Raw genomic sequence first — 20,083 nt, forward strand, 5'->3', positions numbered from 1 at the left:
TGAGCATGAGTCGAAAGCCGCCCGTGCCGCCGTTCGACGAGCAGGCGGCGCTAGCCAAGGTGAAGGCTGCGGAGGACGCATGGAACAGCCGCGACCCGAAACGCGTGGCGCTCGCTTACACCGAGGATTCGGTGTGGCGTAACCGCTCGGAATTCATTCGCGGCAGAGCCGAGATCGAGGATTTCCTGAGACGTAAATGGGAGCGTGAGCTGGACTATCGCCTGCGGAAGAGCCTGTGGTCATTCGGCGAGCGCCGCATCGCCGTGCGCTTTCAATACGAATGGCACGACGCGAGCGGTCAATGGTATCGCTCGTACGGCAACGAGCTTTGGGAGTTCGACGACGACGGCCTCATGCGCCGCCGCGAGGCGAGCATCAACGATGTCGAGATCGCGGAGTCCGAGCGCCGCTTCGCGGGCGACGATTGGCGCGAGATCGAAATCCCGCTGCGTTGACGTTTTTTTCACCAATCTGACGCCGCGCATGCCGGGACCGATGGGCGGACGCGCTTTCAAGCTTTTTTCCACAACCTTATCCACAGAAACTGTGGATTGCTGCGCGGCGCGGAGGCTTACCGCACGGCGGCCGGGCCCAGACTGAACGTGAGCTTCATTTGCAGCGCTTGCTCGCGCGCATGCGGGGGCGCATCGAGCAGCAGCGGGTTCACGTCGCGCGTGGACGCGATCTCGAGCCATTCGAGCGCGATCGCGAGCCGCGGCGAGCGGCGATAGCGGTACGCGAAAGTCCACGCGCTGCCGGTGTCCGGCACGAGCCCGCGCGGATCGGCGGGCCGGCGGTAATCGAACTCGTCGATGCGCAACGTCAATGCGTGCGCTTCGCCGATAGATCTCGTCATCAGCACGTACTTCGCTTCGAAGTCGTCCGACACGAGCTCGCTGCTCGGCGGCAGCGTTCCGTCCGCACGCGCGCGGATGATCCAATTCGTCTTGCCGGCGAGCCATTGCGCGAGGAGACCGAGGCGCCAGGGGAGATCGAGCTGGGCGGACGCCTGCACGAATCGCGTATGCCAGCCCCACTGACCGTCGTCGAACGCGTACGGGTCTGCGCGGTTGTCGTAGAAGGCGAGCTGCAACGCGGCGCGGCGCGAGTACTGCCACTTGAGGCCGCCGAAGACTCCCGGCTTGCCGTCGATCTCCACGAACGGCTCGAGCTCGTGCTCGACGCGACGGACGAGGTTGCCCGCGTCGTCGCGCAGCACGATCGGCGGCAGCGTAAACCGGTCCCCGAGACGGCTTTGACGATCGTGCAGCGACCAGCCCCGCCAAAAAAGCAGCGTGCCGGCGGGATCGTTCCCGTAGAACGCGCCGGCGAAGGCGCCGATCTCGTGGGGCGAGCCCGCGAAGCCGATGCGCCGCCGCATCGACCATTGCGCTCCGATCGGCCGTATTTCCTCGCCGAGCCAGCTGTTCACGGCCGAATACGAGATCGTATACGGGCTGCTCCAGCCGTCGGCTTTGTTCTCCGGAGAGAGCGGCGGGTAGAACGCGCCGAAGCGCCATTGATGGCGAGTGGAGGAATTCGGCAGCGGGCGCCAGTCGAGATAGAGCTCCGTGACGCCGACGCCGGACGACGCGTCGCCCGCATAGTCGAGCACCGCGTTGCCCCACAGAGTCGGCGCGAAGCGACCGCGATATTCGGCGAGCAGACGTCGGCCCGTGAAGCCGTCGTCGGATTCGTCGAAGCGAAGCTTCGCGACTCCCCCTTCCGTCCACGTCGCGAACCGCGTATCCGCGACGTTCGCGGCGGTGTCGATCTCGATCAGCCACTGGTGATCGTCCGCGGCGGTCTGCGCGGACGCGAGCGGTGCGGCGAGGCTCGCGGCTGCGAGGCCCGCCTGCAGGGCGGAGCGCGCGCGAATCGATACGCGCGTCGCGCGCTTCAGTAGTCGTTCCACGTGAGGGACGACTCGCCGTCGTCGTGCGGCGGCAACAGCCGTGCGTCGAGCTCGAAGTCGACCGCCTCGCGCGCGTTGGGCCCCAGCGTGACGATCTGCGCGTGCGGAAGCTCCTCCGGCCGAAGGCGCGGCGTCCACACATTGACCGAATAGCGGCCGGCGGGCAGTCCCTCGAGCGCGGCGATGCCGTGCGGATTCGTCTTGCCGAAATGAGGCGTATCGACTACGAGGATGTATCCGAGCATGTCGTCGTGGATGTTGCAGCCGACGACGACGAGCCCGGGCGTATCGAACGGCAACGGAGGGTGCTCACTGCCGCGGTACAACGAGAGCTCGAAAGGGCGCGCGGGCGAGAACGAGTAGACATGATGGCTGACCGAATCGTTGTTCGGAAAGTCGATCAGCGTTCCGGCTTGGACGACGAGGACGTGAGGAACGAAGGCGCGGTGACGCTGATCCATGACCGCAATCGGCGGATGCGTGTGCTTGGCCGCGCCGATGCCGCGTGAGACGGACGGGCCGCCCGAGCTCTCGTCGTCGAGGCGCAGCGCGTACACAGCCGCGTCGGGTACCGGTGCGCCGTCGTCGGCCGTAACTCGTACCTGGAGCCCGGCCGCGGATGCGGGGCTGCCCGCGAGAGCGGCCAGAGCCGCGAGCGCCGCGAAGACGGCCTTGGCGTTGCGATGCGACTCGGCATCCGTCATGGAGGATTGCGGGCTTGGAGATCGCGCGATGTTAAATTGCAGCGGCACGGCGCAACCGTGATCCGCCGCACAATGCCCCGGCGCCGCGCCCCTTACCATCGATCCTTCGGCGCCGTCCGTGGACCGGATCACGCCGTCGTCGCGAGCCCTCGATGTCGCAGTTCACTTTCAGGCGCAAGGTCTTGCTGCTCGCCGTGACGCTCGTCACGGCCGTGCAGATCGTGACGCTGTTCCCCGTGCTCGACGCGATCGAGCAGGACGCGACGGAACGCGCAGAGCGTACGACGCGGCTCGCCGGGCTCGTGTTCGAAGAGTTCATGAGCAACCGGACGGACCAGCTGCTCACGACGGCGAACGTGCTCGTTTCCGACTTCGGCTTCAAGCAGGCCGTCGCGAGCCAGGACGAGGCGACGATTCGCTCGGCGCTGCGCAATCACGCGGCGCGCGCGCGGGCGAGCGTCGCGCTGCTGCTCGGACTCGACGGTGCCGTGCACGCGTCGTCGGTCGACGGCGCGCTTCCGCAAACGGTGCAGCTTCCGCTCGGGGTGACGCCGGACCGCTCGTCGAGCGCGGTCGTCGAGATCGGCGGCACCGAATACCAGACCGTTACGGTGCCGGTGCGGGCCCCGATCACGGTCGCCTGGGTCATGCTCGGATACCCGATCGACGAATCTTTGGCACTGCACGTCAAGAGCCTGACTGGCCTGGAAGTCTCGGTGCTGCGGTTGCGCCCGGACGCCCCGGAGATCGTGGCATCGACGCTTCCGCGGGCCGTTCGCGCCACGGCGCTTCACGGCATCGACCCGGCGGATGCGTACGCCCTGGAGCGGGTCGGCGCCGACTCGACCGGCGGCTTCCTCACGGGTCTCAGGCCGTTCCTCGCAGGCTCGAAAGAGCTCTACGTCGCGCTTCAGCTGTCCCTCGCCGAAGCCATGGCGTCCTACCGGAGCATCCGGGCGATCCTCCTCGGCGTCGCCGGCTTCTCGCTCGCGCTCGCGGTCGCCGGGGCGTTCTGGCTCGCGAACACGGTGACGCGCCCCGTCGAGAAGCTCGCCGCGGCGGCTCGCCGCATGCGCGAAGGCATCTACACGGAGCCGATCGAGATTCGCTCCGCCGACGAGCTCGGCGAGCTCGCCGGAAGCTTCAACGCGATGCAGCACGCGATCGCCGACCGCGAGCAGCGCATCGTCCATCAAGCGCACCACGACAGCTTGACGGGATTGCCGAACCGGGAGCTCGCAATCGCCCGACTTTGCGACGCGCTCGAGCACACGAACGTGCTGAGCGTCGTCAGCCTGACGCTCGATCGGTTCAACAACATCGTGTCGTCGCTCGGCCACCGGGCCGGCGACGAGGTGATCGTCCTCGTGGCCGGGCTCTTGCGCAATCGGATGCAGGAAGGCCAGACGCTCGGTCATCTCGGCGGCGACGAGTTCGTGCTCACGCTCCCGCAGCACGACGGCGAGCAGGCGACCGAATGGGCGCTCGGCTTGCTCGATCAGCTGCGGTCCGGCGTGCGCGTCGCCGGCGCCAACGTCTCGCTCCGCGGCGTGGTCGGCATCTCCGTGCATCCGCATCACGGCAGCGATGCCGCGGAGCTCGTGCGGCGCGCATCGATCGCGCGGGCGGAAGCGAGGCGGAGGTCGGAGCCCGTCGTCGTGTACAAGCTCGGGCAGGAGGACCGGTTCCTTCGGCAGCTGAGGATCGTCGGAGACTTTCCGAAGGCGGTGAAGGCGAACGAGCTCGAGCTCCACTTTCAGCCGCAGATCGACTGCGTCACCCGTCGTGCGCGCAGTGTCGAGGCTCTCGTGCGCTGGCGTCACCCGGAGCTCGGTCTGCTGACGCCGGACTCGTTCGTCGACGCAATCGAGCAGGCCGGCGGCATCTCGCACCTGACGCGATGGGTGCTGCGCGAAGCCGTGCGGTGCCTGCGGGAGTGGCGCAAGCACGGTGCGGACCTCTCGTTGGCCGTCAACATCTCGGTCGACGATCTGTCCGACGACTACCTTCCCTACTACTTGCTCGATCTCGTCCGGCAGAGCGGCTTGCCGCCGTCCGACGTCACGCTCGAGCTCACCGAGAGCGCGATCATGCACAACGTGAGCCAGTCACGCGCCGTCGTCGCCTGCATCCGCGAGCTCGGTTTCCGCATCGCGGTCGACGACTTCGGCATCGGCCAGTCCGCGCTCGCGCAGCTCAAGCGGTTGCCGGTGGACGAGCTGAAGATCGACAAGTCCTTCGTGCTCAATCTCGGCGACTCGAGAGACGAAGCGATCGTTCGCAGCACGATCGAGCTCGCGCATCGTTTGCGGATGGGCGTCGTGGCCGAAGGCGTCGAGACCGCCGAGGCCCTGGAGCGGTTGCGCGAGCTCGGGTGCGAGTCCGCGCAGGGATACCACATCGCTCGTCCGCTCCCGGCCTCGGACGTGCTGCTCTGGCTCGAGGACTGGCGCAGGCGGGGCCGTTGCGTCGTCCCGTTCACCGGACCGCGCCGGCGCGGCACCGAGCCGGCGCCGGCCTGACGGCCCGGCCGCTCAGCCTTTCGCTCGCGAGAAAAGCGCCGCGAGCGCGTCCGCGAGCGGCTTCATGTGAAAGCTCTCCGTCGGAACCGCGTCCACGCGAATGCCGGCCGCGGACAGCTCCGCGGCCACGACCGGGCCGACGGCGGCGACTCGCGTCGCCGCGAGCGCCTGCTCCAAGTCCGGGACGAGGCCTCGCTCGCCGGCGAGCCGGCGCAATCGGTCGAGCTGCGACTTGCTCGTGAACGCGATCGCGTCGACCTCGCCCCGGCGCATTCGGCCTATGAGCTCCGCGACCTGATCGTCGTCGGCGGCAGAGGCGTAGGTGTAGGGGGCGACGCAGTCGGCCGCGAGCCCGCGGCGGGCGAGGTAGTCGAGCAGCGCGCGGTTCGGCTCGGTGCCGTAGAGCTGAACCGCGACGCGGCCGTCGTCGATCTCCATCCGGTCGAGAGCGGCGAGGATTCCGGCGGTCGTCGGTTCCGGCGCTTCGACCGTCGGAGCGATGCCGAGGCGATTCAGCGCGCGCCTCGGCTTCGGCCCGCGGGTGAGCGTCCGGGTTTGTCCTAGGGCTGCGACGAACGCGTCCTTCCGCCCGGCGCGCTCGGCAAAGGCGGTGAGCCGGTCGACGCCCTCGCCCGTGTAAAGGACCAGGACGCTCGGCGGCGTCGCGATCGCGCGCTCGATCCAGGCGGCGACGGCCGGCTCGTCATCCGTGTCGCGGATCGCCACGAGCGGGCAGCGCACGATGCGCGCGCCGCGCTTCTCGAGCAGCGACGCCAGCACGTCAGCATGGCGCGCCTCGGGCACGGCGACGGTGCGGCCGGCGAGCGGCGCCGAATCGTCGACGTTCGGTGGTGGCGTCATCGGACGGCGAGCAGGCGCTTCGGTGGGCGAGGGTACGCGTCGGTTGGCATCCGGACGTCGGGATGATAGCGAATCGGGCGGCGCCGGACCGGGCCGGCGCGCCCGAGGGGCGACTCCGGCCCGGGTCAGGTCGAAACCTGGGCGTCGCCCTCGGTGAGCGGACGCAGGCGCGGGAACTTCACGATCGTGCCCGGCGCGAGACGGTCGAGATCGAGATCGGGGTTGTATTGGCGCAGCAGCCACACCGGCACGTGGTAGCGGTGCTGCGCGAGGACCCACACCGACTCGCCGCGGCGGATCACATGGTCCTCGACATCCTCGATCCGATAGCTCGAGAAGAACGCTTCCTGACGCCGGCGCTGGTACTCGATGCGGCGCTGCTCGAATTCCTCCGGCGACACGCGCGAGAAGTCGAGCTTCAGCGTTTGGCCGATCACGACCGGTCGACGGAACGGCAGGCCGTTCAGGTCGCGGAGCCGCTGCGTGCGGATCTCGAGCCAATCGGCGTAGTGGCCGAGCGTCTCGAGCGCCTGCACCGTGATCGTGCCGTCGGTCACCGAGTAATCGCTCGGATCGGCGGCGAGCTCGGCCTGCTGGCTGGCGAGCACGTTCTCGCCGGCGTCGGCCTCGCCGCTCGCGGCCGCTGCAGGGTCGAGCGTTCCGTCGAGCGCCGCGTCGAGCGGCGCCTCGCCGGATGCGAGCCCGAGCTCGAGCTCCCCGCCCTCCGCCGCGGCCGTCTCGAGCGCGACGGCGGGCTCCGCCGCGACGAGGCCCGCGCTCCCTTCGAGCTCCGCCGTGACGAACGCCGCTTCGGCCTCGGCCGCTTGCGCGGCCTCGAGCGGGCCCGGGTCGGTAATCAACGCGGCGGTGATCACGGCAGGCTCCGCAACCGCCGCCCCGGCCGTGTCGGCCGCATCGGCGGCCCCCTCAGCCGCATCGGCGGCGCCGGCCGAGTCGGCAGGGCCGTCCGCGGAAGCGAGCACCGGCCCGGGCACGCGCAGCGTCTGGCCGGCGTAGATCAGGTTCTTGTTGCGGATGTCGTTCTCGCGCAGCAGCTGCTCCATGTCGACGCCGAGCACTCTCGCGATTCGCTCGATCGTGTCGCCGCGGCGCACGACGTACTCGCCGCCGGCGACGGCCGTCTCGCCCCGGGCCTCGGCCAGCGTGGCGGGCGTCCCGGCGGCCGGCACCGGCAACATCAGCACTTGCCCGGCGCGGATCAGGTTGCGGCTGCGCAGCCCGTTGAGCTGCACGAGCGACGCGAGGCTCACGCGGTAACGCGCGGCGATCTGCGAAAGCGTTTCGCCGCGGCGCACGAGGTGGCGGACGTCGGGTTGCTGCGCCGCATACCGCTCGGTCGGCGGAACGGAGGCGAGCAGCACGCCCGGATCGGCGCCGAGGTCGGCGGGGAGCCGAAGCGCGAATCCTTTCGGGACGAACTTGTCGCCGCTCCAGACGAGCTCGGTGAGCGCGGGGTTCAGCTCACGGAGCCGGCCGACGCGCAGATCGAGCGCTCTCGCCAGCGTCTCCGCGGCCATGTAATCCGGCACGGACGTCACGATCGTATTCGACGGCGGATCGAGGCGGATCGGGCCGAAATACTTCTGCGGGTCGGCATCGACGTCGAGCGCCGCGAGGAAGGCCGCGTAGAAGTTCCGCGACGCGAACCCGAAGGTGCGGCTCGAATACTTCTCGATGATCACGCCGATGTCGCTCGTGCCGAGCCGGCTGACGGCGCGGCGCATGCCGGCCACGCCGTGGTTGTAGGCCGTGATCGCGAGCGGCCAGCTCTGCAGCACCTCGTAGTTGTCGCGCAGCAGGCGCGCGGCGGCATCCGTGGACAAGAACGGATCGCGCCGCTCGTCGACGATGTGGTCGATGCGCATGTAGCGCAGACCGGTGGAGCGCGTGAATTGCCACATGCCCGCCGCGCCGGCTTTCGAGTACGCGGTGGGGTCGAACGAGGACTCGACGTGCGGCAGGGCCGCGAGCTCGCGGGGGACGCCGTTCGCGGCAAGGACGTCGGCGATGTAATCGCGCCACGCCCCGGAGCGGATCAGACCTTCGCGGAAGCGGTCGGCCTGCCCGAGCTGGAAGCGAAGCCTGCCCGCCGCCCGCCGGAACTCCGCGTTGCTCGTGCCTTCGGGAAAGAGCGCGAGCACCCTGCGCGCGTCGGCGTCGAGCCCTTCGCGCTTACCGCTCGCGAGCTCGAGGAGGATCCGGCGGTAGTGCTCCTCCGCCCGGTCGACCGCGCGCCGTCGCGCGCGCGGACTTGCGATGGGGCCGACCGTCTCGTAGACGACATCGAGCCGCTCCGAGTCGTGAATGAAGCCGCTCTGCGTGTCGATCTCGGTATAGACGCGCGTCCAGAAACGGATGGCGGGCTCGAGCTGTGGCGGTCGTGGGAAGAGCTCCTCGGCGGCTTGCGCGGCTTGAATCGCCGCGAGCGCGACGAGCAAGCCGAGGCAGCAACGCATTGTTCTGATCAACCGGCGTCCCCCTCAAGCGGCACGACGACTTCGAGAGCGGGGCGGGATTGTGTCGGACGAGGGCGACGCGGTCGCTGATCTGGATCACGCGTTGAAAGCCTCGGCCATCGTCGTGCTTGCGAGCTTCTCCCGAGCCGCGATCGAGCGCGTCGTTTTCCTTTTGTTTATAGCAGCTTGGAGTATATCAGTTCTTCCGCCGGACGAAAGTCGCCGGAAGCGGCGGGACGTGCGGCGACTCTGGGCTCAGGAGCGCGTGAGCTCGCGGATGACGGCGGCGTGCTGCGGGTGGGCGGCGAGCAGCCGACTGCGCGGCGGGATCTCGAAATCGGCGAAGTCGAAGCCGGGCGCGACCATGCAGCCGCAGAGTGCCCATGACGCCGTGCTCTCGAGCCGCGCGGCCTGCCAAACGCCGGCCGGCACGACGGCGGCCGGCTCGCCGCGCGCGAGATCGCCGGTCAGGAGGCGCCTCTCGTAGTCGCCATCCGAATCGATCAGGTGCAGCTCGAGCGGCCCGCCGGCATAAAGGTGCCAGATTTCGTCCGTCCACCGCAGACGGTGGAAAGCCGAGAACTGTTCGCCGGCCAGGAGGTAGTAGATCAGGGTGCCGGCAGAGCGCGCGGCGCTCTCGCCGCCCGGCACGGCCGGGTGCGGGATCTCGAGCGGCGATCGATAGATTTCCTTGTAGAAGCCGCCTTCGGGGTGCGGCTCGAGCCCGAGGCGCTCGGCGAGTTTCGCGGCGACGGCGTCCACGCCGCGGATTATACGGGCGGGGCGGGCCGCGCGTCCGCGCCGTCGGTGGCGGTCCGGCGGGGCGAGGGTACACTAGGGCCGTCGGGAGTCGACCGGCCTATCCAATACGAATCGAGGGGGAGTCCATGAGAACAACGTCATCGTTCGCGCTCGCGGCCGCGGCGGCGCTTGCGTCCGGCCTCGCCGATGCTCAGCAGGCGGACCCGCGGATGAGCTTCTTCATCACCAGCGAAGGACCCGGCAACGGAGCGGATCTGGGCGGCCTCGAGGGCGCCGACGCGCATTGTCAGCAGCTGGCGGAGGCGGTCGGCGCCGGCGACAAGACGTGGCGTGCGTACCTGAGCGCGACGGCTTCGGATGGCCAGCCGGCCGTGAACGCGCGCGATCGCATCGGCGAAGGCCCCTGGTTCAACGCAAGGGGGGTGATGGTCGCGGAGAGCGTCGAGGATCTGCACAGTGAGAACAACAACCTCGGCAAGGAGACGTCGCTGAGCGAGAAGGGCGAGCAGATCAACGGCCGCGGCGACTCGCCGAACATGCACGACATCCTCACAGGCTCCGAGACGGACGGCACGGTCTCGACGGCGGGCAGTACCTGCGAGAACTGGACGAGCAGCGGCTCCGACGGCAGCGCGATGGTCGGCCATCACGACCGTCAAGGCGGCGGAGCCAATCCGATGTCGTGGAACTCGGCGCACGCCTCCCGCGGCTGCGGCCAGGCGGATCTGCAGGGCACCGGCGGCAACGGATTGTTCTACTGCTTCGCGATCGATTGAGCCCCGCGGCGGCCGTCGCACCGATCGCGGAGGAGTCGCGGTGGATCGCTCTCCGAGAAGGGGGCCCCGAAATAGGGCCGCGCCCTTTTAGCGGTCGGGTTATGATGGGCATCATGCGACCGAGCGCCGGCACGATGCCTATGACCATCGCCATGTCTTCGAACGTGGGGATGGCGCTCGGGGCGATTCAGAGCTAAGCCGACAAGCCGTAACGAATGCCGAGCCATCTCCAAGAGGTGGCTCGGCATTTTTTTTGCCCTGGAGAAAGCGTCATGAGCTATCGTTTCGTCTCGACGGCGATCCCGTACGTGAACGCGCCCCCGCACATCGGGTTCGCGCAGGAGCTCGTGATCGCCGACGTCGTCGCCCGACATGCGCGGCTTCGCGGCGACTACACGTTCTTTCTGTCCGGCACGGACGACAACAGCTTGAAGAACGCGATCGCGGCGGAGGCGGCCGGCATCCTCCTTTCCGCGGGGCTCCGCCCGCCGAGCGAAATCCTCGTGCACGGTTACGTCACGGTCGAGGGCGAGAAGATCAGCAAGTCGCACGGTCGGACCGTATCGCCGGCGGAGGCGTGCCGCCGCCACGGCACCGATGCGCTGCGCTATTACCTGTTGCGCCATGTCGGCAGCCATTACGACGGCGACTTCTCGTGGGAGCGTCTCGCGGAGGTCTATGAGCACGAGCTCGCGAACGATCTCGGGAATCTCGTGTCCCGAGCGACGGCGCTCGTGCGCAGACACGGCGTGCCGGCCGAACCTGGGTCGGAGCTCGCCTCGGGGCTCGAGGCCGAGGTCGCTCGGCACGTGGAGGAGTTCGCTGTGCATCGAGCGCTCGATGCGATCTGGAGCGTCGTCGGGTCCGCCAACGCCTATGTGAACCGGACCGAGCCTTGGAAGCTCGGGAAACACGGGCTGATCGGGGCACTGGGCGACGTGCTCGGCGAGCTCTACGCCGCGCTCCGGCGCGTGGGCGAAGCGCTGCGGCCGTTTCTGCCCGACGCGTCGTCGCGGCTGCTCGTCGCGCTCGACGCCTCGTCGCCCGAGCCGCTGTTCCCGCGATGACGCACGGAATCGGATCCGCGCTCGGCATCGCGCGCTCGCTCGCGATGTACTACGCGTCGCCGTTGCGCGGCGCGCGAATGACGCGCTTCTATGCCGAGCTCGTGGCGCCGGGGTCGGTCTGCTTCGACATCGGATCCCACGCCGGCAACCGGATCCGGATCTGGCGGCGGCTCGGCGCCCGCGTCGTCGCCGTGGAGCCGCAAGCGCCATTCGTCCGGTTGTTGCGACTTCTGTACGGCCGCGACGCCGGCGTCACGATCGTGCCGAAGGCCGTCGGGCGTGCACCCGGACGCGCCCGGCTTCTCGTCAGCGAGCGGGCGCCGACGGTCACGACGTTGTCCCGAGAATGGATCGAGGACGTGCGGCAAGACCCGTCGTTCCGCGGCGTGCAGTGGGCCGAAGGCGACGAGGTCGAGCTGACGACGCTTCAGGCGCTGGTCGACGAGCACGGCCTGCCGCAGTTCGTGAAGATCGATGTGGAAGGCTACGAAGCCGAGGTGCTCGCGGGCGTCTCGACCGCGCTGCCGGCGTTGTCGTTCGAATACCTGCCCGCGGCCAGGGAGACGGCCGTCGTGTGCGTGGAACGTCTCGCGGCCCTCGGCGACTATCTCTTCAACTGGTCCGCCGGCGAGAGCCACGTTTTCGGCGAGACCGAGTGGGTCGACGCGGACGGCATTCGCCGCTTCGTTGCGTCGTTGACGGCGCGGTCCCGATCCGGCGACATCTACGCGCGGCTGCGCGGCTGACGAGCGTCTCGAGCCGCGTCGGCCGTGTGCCCTCGCGGCTGACGTGCGTCCCGGGCCCGCGTCGGCCGTCAGGCCTCGCGGCTCGGCTCAGCCCGCGGCCTTCAGCCGGGCGACGAACTCCTCTTCCCGCGCGGCGGCCCGCTTCGCGGCCGGCCGCTCCGTGCAGCGGGTGGAATAGTCGACGAGCGCCGGCCGCGGCTCGAGCGCCTTCGTCATGAGGCCCCAGCCGATTTGCGAGGCCACGTACAGGTCGGCCGCCGTGAAGCGCTCGCCGAGAAGATACGGTCCCTTCGCGACGGCCTGCTCGAGCGTATCCAGCGTGTCACGGTAGGTGCCGTATCCGATTGCGCTCGGCCGTCCGGGGTCCGGCCGGTCGAGCATCTTGTCCACGAGCGCGGGCTCGAGGCAGCCGGCGGCGAAGAACAGCCACCGGTAATACGTGCCGCGGTCCGGAGAGCGGACATTGGGTGCCAGGCCGGCGTCCGGAAATGCGTCCGCGAGATAGGCGCATATCGCCGCGCTCTCGGTCACGACGGTGCCGCGATGCACGATCGCGGGCAATTTGCCCATCGGGTTGATCGCGAGATACTCGGGCGCCTTGTGCTCGTTCTTGTCGAAGCGGATCAGCTCGACCTCGTAAGACGCTTCGACTTCCTCGAGCATCCAGTGGACGATTCGGGCGCGCGACATCGGGTTGTGATAGAAGACGAGATCCCTGCTCATCGAATCCTCCTGACGCGGGGAAGGGGCTAACCGATGTTCCGGCGCGGCGGCGCAGGAATCAACGGGCGAAGCCCCGGGCGCGCTTCGCCGCCGCGTGCGTTATCCTTCGCCCATGAACACATCCGCACTCACCGAGCAGGAAAGGGCGCTGATCGAGCATGCGTGCGCGCGGCTCGTCCTCGAATCCGTCGCCGCGAACGACCGCCAGGACTACGAGGCGTTCGCGGATCTCTTCACGAGCGACGGCTTGCTTCACAGGCCCTCGGGCCCGCCGCTCGTCGGCCGCGACGAGATCATCGACTCCTACCGGTCGCGGCCGCGGAACCGGATGACGCGCCACGTGTGCAGCAACATCATCGTCACGGCGGAATCGACGGCGACAGCCCGCGGCCTCACGTACGTGGTGCTGTATTCGGCCGATGCGCTGCGGGCGGAGGGGCCTTTCGGAGCGAAGTGCGATCCCCGCACGCTGATCGGCGAGCTCGAGGACGCGTTTCGGCTGACGGCCTCGGGCTGGCGCATCGCCGAACGGCGGGCCCGCTTCGTCATGCATACCTAGTGTCCCGCAAATACCTGTACATGATGCTTGACCCGACGCTCGCGCACGCCCAGCCGGCGCTCACTGCGTTCGCCGCCCCGGAGGGACCGCGATGACGTTCGAAACATCGGCTCGCCGGCTGCTTTGCGCCGCACCCGTGGCGGCGTGCGTCGTCGCGTGGCCTTTCCGCCTGCCGGCGCAGGAGACGCCTGCGGCGGCCCGCTCCGAGCGGATCGAGGCGGAAGCCGCGCGGCTCAACGAGTGGTTCGACGCGCGCTACGAGGAGCTGCTCGACTTCAGCCCGATGCAGAAGACGATGCTCGGGCGGAAGGACGACTACGACGCGATCGACGACTTCTCCGAGAGCGCCGCCGACGCGCAGCTCGCGTGGCGGCGCGACTCGGTCGCCGATCTCGAACGAAGCTTCGATTACGAGCTCCTGACGCCCGAAGCGCAAACGTCTTACGACATATGGGTCTACGAGCTCGAGCGCGCCGAGGCGGCGCGGCCCTACCTGCGCTCGAACTACGTCTTCACCCAGATGAGCGGTCCGCAGGCATCGCTGCCTCAGTTCCTGATCAACTTCCACGAGGTCGACTCGGTCTCCGACATGGAGGCCTACATCGCCCGCATCGGCGGCATCGGCCGGGCAATCCGGCAACTGCTCGAGCGCGCGCAGGCGGCCGCGGAAGAGGGCGTCCGGCCGCCTCGCTTCGCCTACGAAGGCGTGCTGCAGCAGGCGCGCGCGGTCGTCACGGGGGCGCCGTTCGGCGGCGACGGCGACTCGCCGATATGGGCGGACGCCGAGGCGGAAATCGCAGCGCTGCTCGAGAGAGGCGAGATCGACGCCGCGCGGGCCGCGGATTTGCGCGCTGCCGCGCGCGCCGCGCTGACGGAGCGGCTCGAGCCCGCTTACGACGCGCTGGTCGCATGGGTCGAGTCGGATCTGCCGAACGCGGACGAGGTCGCCACGGGCGTCTGGAAGCTGCCGGACGGCCGAGCGTTCTACGCTGAACGCCTGCGCTATGCCACGACCACGGAGCTCTCGGCCGACGAGATCCACGAGATCGGGCTGCGCGAAGTGGCGCGCATCGAGGCGGAGATGGAGGCCGTGAAGGAGCGCGTCGGGTTCGACGGAAGCCTGCGCGAGTTCTTCGAGTTCGTCCGAGACGATCCGCGTTTCTATTACCCCAACACCGACGAGGGCCGCGCGGCGTACCTCGAAGCCGCCCGCGTCCACCTCGGGCGGATCGAGCAGAAGCTGCCGGAGTTCTTCGGCATCTTGCCGAAGGCGGATCTCGTCGTGCGCCGCGTCGAGCCTTTCCGCGAGCAGCCCGGCGCCGCCCAGCACTATTTCCCCGGCACTCCGGACGGCTCCCGCCCCGGGATCTTCTACGTGCACCTGATCGACATGAGCGCGATGCCGAAGCCGCAGCTCGAGGTGGTCGCATATCACGAAGGCATCCCGGGTCACCACCTGCAGATCTCGATCGCGCAGGAGCTGACGAGCGTTCCCGAATTCCGCACGCAGGCCTTCTTCAACGCGTACATCGAAGGTTGGGGGCTCTACGCCGAGCGGCTCGCCAAGGAGATGGGCGCGTACGAGGATCCGTACTCGGACTTCGGCCGGCTGACGACCGAGATTTGGCGTGCGATCCGGCTCGTGCTCGATACCGGGCTGCATGCGAAGGGGTGGACCGAAGAGCAGGCCGTCGCATATTTCATAACTCACTCGCCGGCGGCGGAGGGCCAGATACGGTCCGAGGTTCGCCGCTACATCGTCCTTCCCGGTCAAGCGACGTCGTACAAGATCGGCATGCTGAAGATCATGGAGCTGCGCGAGAAGGCCGAGCACGCGCTCGGCGACGACTTCGACATCCGCGGCTTCCACGATACGGTGCTCGGCGGCGGCGCGCTGCCGCTGTCGATACTCGAGCGGCGCGTCGACGCCTGGATCGCGTCACAGGGCGCACCGAGCGGCTGACGTCACGCGCCTGCGGTTCGATGTCGCGTGCCGACGGCTCTACCGGGACCCGCCCGGGGCGGGGCGGCGTCCGAAGCCGCCGCGTCCGCCCCGGGGGGCCGCCTTGCGACGCTTATTCCCGCACGGCCGCGAGACGGCCTGCGCCGACCTTCTTCACCGCATCGGCGAGCGCCGCCTCGTAGCACCGGCGCCACTCCTTCAGCCCGTAAAGCTGCTTGGTGTCGAACTGCCCGCAGGCTTTGCGCGCGGCATCCTGGAGCCGCGAATAGAGCTGCTCGGCTCCGGCATCGCCGTTCAGCAGGTCGACCGGGTACTGGACGACGACGGACCGCGTCACCTCGGACCGGCCGTCGGCTGCGGCCTGCGTGGACGCAAGGCCGGCTGCGAACGACAACGTTGCCGCGAACGTCACTGCGAGTCGCTGTGCTTTCATCGGATCGTCCCTCGTGTCTTTGATTCCGCCTCAACCGACGGTCGTCATCATCGGCGACGGCGGCTGCGACGGCATGACTTCGCAGTGATTTTTCGCTGATTAATTCGTGACCGCCGAATGACGGACCGCGGCCGCGGAGTGAAGCGGATGGCCTCGGGGGCCGCCGTTCAGCAAAGGCCGTCGAGCATCCGGCGGAAGCGCGGATGGTTGCGCAGAGACGCGAGATCGTCGTCGTGCTCGACCCACGACCGGCGGCAGACGTACGCGCCTTCGGTGCCGCGCTCGAGCGCGTCCAGCGCGCGTTCCGTATCGCCGAGAAGCGCGTACGCGCAGGCGGCGTTGTAGTGGACGTAGGGCTCGTCCGGCTCGAGCTCGCACGCGCGCCTGCTCCATTCGAGCGCTTCCTCGGTACGGCCGACGACGATCAGCGAGCCGGAGCTCAGCGAGAGGGCGCGGGCGTCGGTCGGATCCGCGGCCAACGCGCGCTCCGCTGCTTGAAGCTGCCGCAGCGCCGCGTCGCGCTCGCGCTCCGGCTGCCGGAGCGAGCGATAGACCTGGCGAGCGAAGACCAGGGCCTGGTAGTCAGCGGGACGGAGCTGGGCGGCGCGCTCGTAGAGCGCCGCGGCCTGCTCGTACTCGCCGGCTTCAATGCACGCGTGACCGTAGTAGTAATGGGCCTCGAAAAGCGACGGCGCGAGCGCCAGCGCGCGCTTGAATGCGGCCTCAGCGTCCGCGAAGTCGCCCGTGATCGATATCGCGGCGCCGCGTGCGGTCCACGCTTCCGCGCAGCCCGGATCGAACTGCAAAGCGCGTTCGGCCGCGGCAGCCGCCTCTTCGCGATGGTGCCGGCAGTCGGTGCGATAGAGCACCGCATGGCTCAGCGCGAGGCCCGCCCAGGCGCGGGCCGATTTCGGGTCGATTGCGAGCGCCTGACCGAAGAGGTCCATCGCGAAGCGCTGGCTGCGCCGGCCGTAGCGGTGCAGATAAGCGAAGCCGCGCTCGCAAAGATCCGCGGACGTGTAGCGGACGGCGCCGGGGGTAGGGTCGCTTACCGGTCGCCTCAGCGCGGCCGCGATCAGCGACGCGATCTCGCCCTGGATCGCGAACATGTCCTCGAGCGCTCGATCCCAGCGCTCGGACCAGAGATGAAACCCGGTATCGGCATCGATGAGCTGCGCGGTCACGCGCAGACGGTTTCCGGCCTTACGCACGCTTCCCTCGAGCACCGACTTCACGCCGAGCCGCCGGCCGATCTCACGCACGTCGTCCGCGCGGTTCTTGAATGCGAACGTGGACGTGCGCGCGGCGACGCGCAGCCCGGAAATCTGCGCGAGCTCGTTGATGATCTCCTCGGCCATGCCGTCGCAGAAGTACTCCTGATCGTGCTCCGCGCTCATGTCGACGAACGGGAGCACGGCGACCGATGCCTCCTCTTCCTTGCCGCTCGCCGAAGCGAGCGGCGCCGGAGGCGACTCCTCGTCAGGCTCGTCGAGGAGCGCGGCCACGAACCTGAAGCCGCGGCGCTGGATCGTACGGATGACCGCTTGCCGCGTGCCGTCGTCGCCGACGGCGGAGCGGGCCTTGCGCACGACCTGCGTGAGGGCGGACTCGGAAACGATCATGTTCGGCCAAAGCTTCGCGAGCAGCTCGTCCTTGTCGATCACACGATCGCGGTTCTCGATCAGGTAGAGCAGCAGATCGAAAGTCTTCGGCTGAGCTTCGACGAGGGCGCCGGCGAAGCGTATTTGTCGGAGGCGAGGGTTCACCTCGCACTCGCCGAAGCGATAGACCGGCTCTGCGCTCGTCGGTCGAATGGCTCGTTCGGAGTGCGTGGGCAGATGCATCGCCTGTACGCATTGAATGAACGTCGCGGCGCCCGCTGCGCGGCGAAAGGACCTCGAGCAGTATGCGCGCGCGGCAACTCGAAGGAACGTTAGCCTACCACCCGCATCGACGGCTGTCATCGATTCGAACACTGCACGCCATGTCGTTGTTCGGCAGGCGTTTCGACGACCGCCCGCCGCACGCGAGTCGCCGTTTCGCAAGGTACGGGGAACGGCCGAGGCGCCGGGGATGCCGACGCGAACCTGGATCGCGCCGTTCCTTCGGTCGCCGAATCGCGACAACGGGCTACTTGGGCAGCAGGAGTGCCGGCGCGCCCTTTTGTGCGGCGCCGGCGGCCGCGATTCCGCGCGTCACTGCACGAGCCATCCCCAAAGATTGCCTTCCGGCGCGGTCTGACTGTGGATTTGGATGTAGAGGCGACCGCCGCGCAACGCCTCGATCTGCTCGGGCGTCAGCTCCACGGAGCCCGATACCGAGCCTTCGGTGGCGGGGCTGACGGTGAGGTCCGCGATCGGCTGCCCGCGGACGCCGACGTATGGGCTCACGCGCAGCTGCGCGATCGTCGCCGGCCCTTTCAGTCCAGTGAACGTTCCCGTGATACGCAGCTCTTTGCCGGCCAGCTCCGCGGAAGCTTCGCCGTGCCCGGCGATCGTGTCGGTGAGCGACGGATCGATCGGCACCGTGGAGAGCCGCGCGTGCCAGCCGCTCTCTTGCGCGGCCGCCGGGCCAAGCGCGCAGAATGCGAGCCCGATCGCTGCGATCCGAATCATTCCCCTCATCGCCCATTCTCCCCTCTCTAGGACGCGCTCCGCGGCAACTATATACCAACGGGACGGGCGCGTCGGACGCGATTCGTTACAATCGGCGCGAGCGACGGAGCAGGGAGGACTGATGGACTATCTCGAGTGGCTCGACTACGAAGTCGGCGGCAACTCGCTGCTGATCTGGGCCGGCGGCGCGGCCGTGTTCGTCGTCGTGTGGCTCGTGCTCGTGCTGCTCCGCTCGCAGCTCGGCAGGCGTCTCGGCCTGCTGGCCGACCGCAACCGCAGCCTGCCTCTCGCGATCGCGCGGCGCTCCGTCGGCTGCACGAAGAGCTGGTTCCTGCTGCTCGTAGCGCTCTATGTGGGATCGCGGCTGCCATCCTGGCCGCCCGCCGCCGATGCTTTCTTCCGACGCGCGCTCGAGATCGGGCTGCTGCTCCAGATCGGGCTCTGGGCGACGACCGCGCTGGCCGCGTTCCTGAAGCTGAAGCGCGAACGCCAGCTCTCCGAGGATCCGGGAACGGTGGCCGCGCTCGACGTGCTCGGGTTCGTGCTGCGCGTCGCGGTGTGGGCGATCATCTTGCTCGTCGTGCTCGACAACGTCGGGGTGAACGTGACCGCGATGGTGGCCGGGCTCGGCATCGGCGGCGTCGCCGTGGCGCTCGCCGCGCAGAACATTCTCGGCGATCTCTTCGCGTCGCTCTCGATCGTGCTCGACAAGCCGTTCGTGGTCGGCGATTTCATCACCGTCGACGATTTCCTCGGCACGGTCGAGAACGTGGGCTTGAAGACCACGCGCCTGCGGAGCCTCTCGGGCGAGCAGCTCGTGTTCTCGAACAACGATCTCCTGAGCAGCCGCCTGCGTAACTTCGGGCGGATGTTCGAGCGGCGCGTGGTCTTCAGCATCGGCGTCAGGTACGAGACGCGGCCGGATCAGCTGCGGCGCATCCCTGCAATGATCCGGGAGGCCGTCGAGGCGCAGGACCGCGTGCGCTTCGATCGCGCGCATTTTCAGAAGCACGGCGAGTTCGCGCTAATCTTCGAGACCGTGTATTACGTGCTTTCGCCCGACTACAACTTGTTCATGGACATCCAGCAGGAGATCGATCTCGCGCTTCACGAGCGCTTCGCGAAGGAGGGCATTCGATTCGCCTACCCGACGCAGACGCTCTACGTCTCGGAGACGCCGAAGCATGACGGAAGCCGACCGGCCGCCCTGGCCGCATCGACCGGCGCTGTTTCTGGATCTTGACGGGACGCTGGTCGAGATCGTCGAGCATCCCGATCGAACCACGGCCTCGCCGCGCCTTCGGGCGCTGCTGCCGGCGCTGCCGACCGTCACGGGCGGCGCCGTGGCGCTGGTCAGCGGGCGGCGCATCGAGGAGCTGGATCGCATTCTCGCGCCCCACACGTACGTCGCCGCCGGTGTCCACGGCCTGGAGCGGCGCGATGCCCGCCGCCGGCTGCACAGCGCGGGCGGGCACGATCGCGCGCTCGCCGCGGCGCGTGCGGCGCTCGACGCGTTCGCGGCCCGTCACCCGGGTCTGTGGATCGAGGACAAGGGCATCGCGCTGGCCATGCATTACCGGGCGCGGCCGGAACTCGAGCGCGACGTGCACCGCTTTGCCGGCGAGCTCCAGCGCGCGCTGCCGCCCGATATCGAGATCCTTCTGGGCCGCAGCGTGCTCGAGCTCAAGCCGGGCGTGACGAACAAGGGGAGCGCGATCGCCGCCTTCATGGAGGAGGCGCCGTTCGCCGGGCGCACGCCGGTCTTCGTCGGCGACGACGTGACCGACGAGGCGGGTTTTCGCACGGTGAACGCCCTGGGAGGCGTGTCGGTGAAGGTGGGGGCGGGCGCCACGGAGGCCCGCTGGCGGCTTGCCGGCGTGGGCGCCGTGCTCGGCTGGCTCGAGCAGCTCGTCGCGGCGGGTACCTCTTAACGGTTCGCCGGAGCTGTCCGCATAATAGG

The 20,083-nt window shown here is 68.8% G+C and carries 18 protein-coding genes; 9 read left to right on the forward strand and 9 right to left on the reverse strand.

Annotated features, from left to right (window positions below):
• Positions 1–5 precede the first annotated feature (5 nt).
• A complete protein-coding gene (locus tag VF329_14160; GenBank protein HEX7082149.1) occupies positions 6–455 on the forward strand; it encodes a nuclear transport factor 2 family protein in 450 nt (149 codons plus the stop codon).
• 116 nt (positions 456–571) lie between these two features.
• On the opposite strand, the gene VF329_14165 is transcribed toward VF329_14160, so the two are convergent.
• Together VF329_14165 and VF329_14170 are read right to left on the reverse strand one after the other, a co-directional pair.
• On the reverse strand, positions 572–1,915 hold the full coding sequence (locus VF329_14165; GenBank protein HEX7082150.1) for a hypothetical protein: 1,344 nt from the start codon (positions 1,913–1,915) through the stop codon (positions 572–574).
• Positions 1,900–2,619, reverse strand: coding sequence for a methylamine utilization protein (locus tag VF329_14170; protein HEX7082151.1), 720 nt, complete (start codon positions 2,617–2,619; stop codon positions 1,900–1,902). Before VF329_14170 ends, VF329_14165 begins: the two co-directional genes overlap by 16 nt.
• 152 nt (positions 2,620–2,771) lie before the next feature.
• On the opposite strand from VF329_14170, the gene VF329_14175 reads away from it, so the two are divergent.
• A complete protein-coding gene (locus VF329_14175; protein HEX7082152.1) occupies positions 2,772–5,141 on the forward strand; it encodes an EAL domain-containing protein in 2,370 nt (789 codons plus the stop codon).
• A gap of 12 nt (positions 5,142–5,153) precedes the next feature.
• Here the strand turns inward: VF329_14175 and VF329_14180 are convergent, their stop codons facing one another.
• From VF329_14180 to VF329_14190, 3 genes are all read right to left on the reverse strand, one after another.
• Positions 5,154–6,002 (reverse strand): uroporphyrinogen-III synthase, encoded by an 849-nt coding sequence (locus tag VF329_14180; GenBank protein ID HEX7082153.1) that lies wholly within the window; start codon positions 6,000–6,002, stop codon positions 5,154–5,156.
• A 125-nt stretch (positions 6,003–6,127) separates the two neighbouring features.
• On the reverse strand, positions 6,128–8,479 hold the full coding sequence (locus VF329_14185) for a LysM peptidoglycan-binding domain-containing protein (GenBank protein ID HEX7082154.1): 2,352 nt from the start codon (positions 8,477–8,479) through the stop codon (positions 6,128–6,130).
• 255 nt (positions 8,480–8,734) lie between these two features.
• Positions 8,735–9,241 (reverse strand): cupin domain-containing protein, encoded by a 507-nt coding sequence (locus VF329_14190; protein ID HEX7082155.1) that lies wholly within the window; start codon positions 9,239–9,241, stop codon positions 8,735–8,737.
• A 125-nt stretch (positions 9,242–9,366) separates the two neighbouring features.
• On the opposite strand from VF329_14190, the gene VF329_14195 reads away from it, so the two are divergent.
• The 3 genes from VF329_14195 to VF329_14205 all read left to right on the forward strand — a co-directional run bounded on the left by VF329_14195 (position 9,367) and on the right by VF329_14205 (position 11,830).
• A complete protein-coding gene (locus VF329_14195; GenBank protein HEX7082156.1) occupies positions 9,367–10,017 on the forward strand; it encodes a hypothetical protein in 651 nt (216 codons plus the stop codon).
• Positions 10,018–10,289: 272 nt separating this feature from the next.
• The gene (locus tag VF329_14200; protein HEX7082157.1) at positions 10,290–11,084 is read left to right on the forward strand and encodes a class I tRNA ligase family protein; all 795 of its coding nucleotides are present in this window, start codon (positions 10,290–10,292) and stop codon (positions 11,082–11,084) included.
• Complete coding sequence (locus VF329_14205; protein ID HEX7082158.1) at positions 11,081–11,830, forward strand: FkbM family methyltransferase; 750 nt, start codon at positions 11,081–11,083, stop codon at positions 11,828–11,830. Before VF329_14200 ends, VF329_14205 begins: the two co-directional genes overlap by 4 nt.
• Positions 11,831–11,917: 87 nt before the next feature.
• Here VF329_14205 and VF329_14210 read toward each other — a convergent pair whose 3' ends face one another.
• The gene (locus tag VF329_14210; protein ID HEX7082159.1) at positions 11,918–12,553 is read right to left on the reverse strand and encodes a glutathione S-transferase family protein; all 636 of its coding nucleotides are present in this window, start codon (positions 12,551–12,553) and stop codon (positions 11,918–11,920) included.
• Positions 12,554–12,665: 112 nt separating this feature from the next.
• Here VF329_14210 and VF329_14215 point away from each other — a divergent pair, with 112 nt between their 5' ends.
• Both VF329_14215 and VF329_14220 read left to right on the forward strand, forming a co-directional pair.
• Positions 12,666–13,112 carry a nuclear transport factor 2 family protein gene (locus VF329_14215; GenBank protein HEX7082160.1) on the forward strand — a complete coding sequence of 149 codons (447 nt, stop codon included), beginning with the start codon at positions 12,666–12,668 and terminating at the stop codon, positions 13,110–13,112.
• A gap of 91 nt (positions 13,113–13,203) precedes the next feature.
• Positions 13,204–15,075: a DUF885 domain-containing protein gene (locus tag VF329_14220; GenBank protein HEX7082161.1), complete on the forward strand. Its 1,872-nt coding sequence runs from the start codon at positions 13,204–13,206 to the stop codon at positions 15,073–15,075.
• Positions 15,076–15,187: 112 nt separating this feature from the next.
• On the opposite strand, the gene VF329_14225 is transcribed toward VF329_14220, so the two are convergent.
• The 3 genes from VF329_14225 to VF329_14235 all read right to left on the reverse strand — a co-directional run bounded on the left by VF329_14225 (position 15,188) and on the right by VF329_14235 (position 18,132).
• Complete coding sequence (locus VF329_14225; GenBank protein ID HEX7082162.1) at positions 15,188–15,508, reverse strand: UrcA family protein; 321 nt, start codon at positions 15,506–15,508, stop codon at positions 15,188–15,190.
• A gap of 167 nt (positions 15,509–15,675) precedes the next feature.
• Positions 15,676–17,274: a tetratricopeptide repeat protein gene (locus tag VF329_14230; GenBank protein ID HEX7082163.1), complete on the reverse strand. Its 1,599-nt coding sequence runs from the start codon at positions 17,272–17,274 to the stop codon at positions 15,676–15,678.
• A 429-nt stretch (positions 17,275–17,703) separates the two neighbouring features.
• On the reverse strand, positions 17,704–18,132 hold the full coding sequence (locus tag VF329_14235; protein HEX7082164.1) for a CHRD domain-containing protein: 429 nt from the start codon (positions 18,130–18,132) through the stop codon (positions 17,704–17,706).
• A 112-nt stretch (positions 18,133–18,244) separates the two neighbouring features.
• Between VF329_14235 and VF329_14240 the strand changes: the two genes are divergently transcribed.
• Entirely contained in the window at positions 18,245–19,366 is a 1,122-nt protein-coding gene (locus VF329_14240) for a mechanosensitive ion channel family protein (GenBank protein HEX7082165.1), read from the forward strand.
• Positions 19,308–20,054, forward strand: coding sequence for a trehalose-phosphatase (otsB, locus tag VF329_14245; protein HEX7082166.1), 747 nt, complete (start codon positions 19,308–19,310; stop codon positions 20,052–20,054). The genes VF329_14240 and otsB overlap by 59 nt, the downstream gene beginning before the upstream one ends.
• Positions 20,055–20,083 lie beyond the last annotated feature (29 nt).

It is taken from the genome of Gammaproteobacteria bacterium, from assembly GCA_036381015.1.
Lineage (GTDB): Bacteria > Pseudomonadota > Gammaproteobacteria > Steroidobacterales > Rariloculaceae > ZC4RG20.

Bases quoted from the DNA above. Each gene is read 5' to 3' on its own strand.
- VF329_14160 (HEX7082149.1), top strand. From the start codon at position 6: ATGAGTCGAAAGCCGCCCGTGCCGCCGTTCGACGAGCAGGCGGCGCTA.
- VF329_14200 (HEX7082157.1), top strand. From the start codon at position 10,290: ATGAGCTATCGTTTCGTCTCGACGGCGATCCCGTACGTGAACGCGCCC.
- VF329_14215 (HEX7082160.1), top strand. From the start codon at position 12,666: ATGAACACATCCGCACTCACCGAGCAGGAAAGGGCGCTGATCGAGCAT.
- VF329_14225 (HEX7082162.1), bottom strand. From the start codon at position 15,508: ATGAAAGCACAGCGACTCGCAGTGACGTTCGCGGCAACGTTGTCGTTC.
- VF329_14195 (HEX7082156.1), top strand. From the start codon at position 9,367: ATGAGAACAACGTCATCGTTCGCGCTCGCGGCCGCGGCGGCGCTTGCG.
- VF329_14235 (HEX7082164.1), bottom strand. From the start codon at position 18,132: ATGAGGGGAATGATTCGGATCGCAGCGATCGGGCTCGCATTCTGCGCG.
- VF329_14240 (HEX7082165.1), top strand. From the start codon at position 18,245: ATGGACTATCTCGAGTGGCTCGACTACGAAGTCGGCGGCAACTCGCTG.
- otsB (HEX7082166.1), top strand. From the start codon at position 19,308: ATGACGGAAGCCGACCGGCCGCCCTGGCCGCATCGACCGGCGCTGTTT.
- VF329_14185 (HEX7082154.1), bottom strand. From the start codon at position 8,479: ATGCGTTGCTGCCTCGGCTTGCTCGTCGCGCTCGCGGCGATTCAAGCC.
- VF329_14170 (HEX7082151.1), bottom strand. From the start codon at position 2,619: ATGACGGATGCCGAGTCGCATCGCAACGCCAAGGCCGTCTTCGCGGCG.
- VF329_14175 (HEX7082152.1), top strand. From the start codon at position 2,772: ATGTCGCAGTTCACTTTCAGGCGCAAGGTCTTGCTGCTCGCCGTGACG.
- VF329_14210 (HEX7082159.1), bottom strand. From the start codon at position 12,553: ATGAGCAGGGATCTCGTCTTCTATCACAACCCGATGTCGCGCGCCCGA.
- VF329_14205 (HEX7082158.1), top strand. From the start codon at position 11,081: ATGACGCACGGAATCGGATCCGCGCTCGGCATCGCGCGCTCGCTCGCG.
- VF329_14180 (HEX7082153.1), bottom strand. From the start codon at position 6,002: ATGACGCCACCACCGAACGTCGACGATTCGGCGCCGCTCGCCGGCCGC.
- VF329_14220 (HEX7082161.1), top strand. From the start codon at position 13,204: ATGACGTTCGAAACATCGGCTCGCCGGCTGCTTTGCGCCGCACCCGTG.